This window comes from Rhodopseudomonas sp. B29, assembly GCF_000333455.1.
GTDB lineage: Bacteria > Pseudomonadota > Alphaproteobacteria > Rhizobiales > Xanthobacteraceae > Rhodopseudomonas.
This window is the reverse complement of record NZ_BADD01000492.1, coordinates 1-1,519: the sequence shown is the minus strand read 5'-3', so window position 1 is coordinate 1,519 and position 1,519 is coordinate 1. Positions and strand designations below refer to the sequence as shown.

Annotated in this window: 3 protein-coding genes; 1 reads left to right on the top strand and 2 read right to left on the bottom strand. The window is 65.6% G+C overall.

Going from position 1 to position 1,519, the window contains the following annotated elements; all coding sequences use genetic code 11:
- On the bottom strand, positions 1-169 hold a 169-nt coding region (locus I5M_RS17465), incomplete at its 3' end, for an AIR carboxylase family protein (protein WP_022722573.1).
- A 274-nt stretch (positions 170-443) separates the two neighbouring features.
- Here I5M_RS17465 and I5M_RS17460 point away from each other — a divergent pair.
- A complete protein-coding gene (locus I5M_RS17460; protein ID WP_376738689.1) occupies positions 444-1,046 on the top strand; it encodes a GGDEF domain-containing protein in 603 nt (200 codons plus the stop codon).
- Here I5M_RS17460 and I5M_RS17455 read toward each other — a convergent pair.
- Positions 1,036-1,242 carry a YdcH family protein gene (locus I5M_RS17455; protein WP_022722571.1) on the bottom strand — a complete coding sequence of 69 codons (207 nt, stop codon included), beginning with the start codon at positions 1,240-1,242 and terminating at the stop codon, positions 1,036-1,038. The two genes, I5M_RS17460 and I5M_RS17455, sit on opposite strands and share 11 nt — an antisense overlap.
- Between the last annotated feature and the right edge of the window lie 277 nt (positions 1,243-1,519).

Sequence of the window (1,519 nt, the reverse complement as noted above, 5' to 3'; positions counted from 1 at the left end):
CCGCGGCCTGGGCGCCTTTGGCGAAGGCATAAAGCCGATCTGGGGTGCGGTGGGCGGAGACGATTTGCGCCTCATGGGCGACGCCGAGCGCTGTGAGCGTGTCGGCGGCGTGCCGCATCGTCTCCCAGTCCGACTGACTGCCCATGATGATCGCGACGGGGGCTGACATGAAACCGATTCTTTCGGGAATCCATAAAGATAGGCGGCAACTATAGTGGCCGCCGCTGGCGCGGCCAAGGCGCCCGGAATGCACTATCCTTTCTGGGTGAAGAGCGGCAAGTGTTGTCGCGGTCCCGCGGCTGATTCTGATGAAAAAGAAACCCCTCCGTTCCGCTTCCCAGAGCCCGCGCCGGGCCGGCAAGGCCGCTCCTGTGGTTCCCGCGGCCAAGAAGCGCCAGCCTTCACCGGGGGGAGTACCGCGCCCAATCGCCCCACAAGCGGCGGTGGGACGGCTGCCCTCCGATGCCGAGGGCAAGATTCGCCGCCTGAAGGCCCAGCTCGCGGCGGCGCTGGCGCAGATCGACGAACTCCGCGCCTCCGCAGATACCGATTTCCTGCTCGGCATCGCCAACCGCCGCGGTTTCGAGCGCGAGCTCAACCGGGCGCTGGCCTATATCAAGCGCTACGCCGCCTCCGGTGCGCTGGTGATGCTCGACGTCGATGGACTCAAGCCGGTCAACGATACGCTGGGGCACGCCGCCGGCGATGCAGTCCTGAAGGCCGTCACCGAAGCGCTGCTGCGTCATGTCCGTGCTTCGGATTTGATCGGCCGGCTCGGCGGCGACGAATTCGCGCTGCTGCTGTGGAATCTCGACGAGGCGGCGGCCCGCACCAAGGCCGACGCGCTGGAAGCAACCATCGACCGGCTGACCATCCAGTTCGGCAATGACACCATCAGGGTCGGGATTTCGGCCGGGGTGGCGATGCTGGCAGGCGACATGGAGCCCGCCGCCGCGATGGAAGCGGCCGACCGGGCGATGTATGCGCGCAAGGCGCTACGCCGCGGACAGGGCGCTCCGTCGCGGCCCGTCGCCGCTACGCGATGATGTCGGGGGTGATCTGATCTTCGATGAAGGCGATGCGGTCGCGCAACTGCAGCTTGCGCTTCTTCAGCCGCTGCAGCCTGAGCAGATCGGGGGCAGGGGAGTGCTGCAGGGCATCGATCGCCGCGTCGAGATCGCGGTGCTCTTGTTGCAGCCTCGCCAGTTCGGCGCTGAGCTCGCGCTCGTCTTCGTCGGTCATGATTCAAGGTACTTGAAACAGGCGCAGTGGCGGGGTGCCCTACGCCGAGCGGGTGACGTTCGGGTCAGGCGCAGCATGACTTATCGTCAAACCGTCATTCTGCTCCAGCTTTTTGTTGGAGCCCGCTCACTCCGGGGAACAGATCTGCCGATCGGGACCGTGCACCAACGAACCGAGTATCACCTTTGCGGCGGAACGGAGCAAGCGGCGCAGCGCGACGGTGCGGCGGTCTGCAACCTTCGTTAGGTGAATAATCCGCAAACGAAATCGGGTTTTG

What these genes read in the sequence shown, in the direction of transcription:
- I5M_RS17455 (WP_022722571.1), bottom strand. Translation starts at nt 1,242, where the DNA reads ATGACCGACGAAGACGAGCGCGAGCTCAGCGCCGAACTGGCGAGGCTG.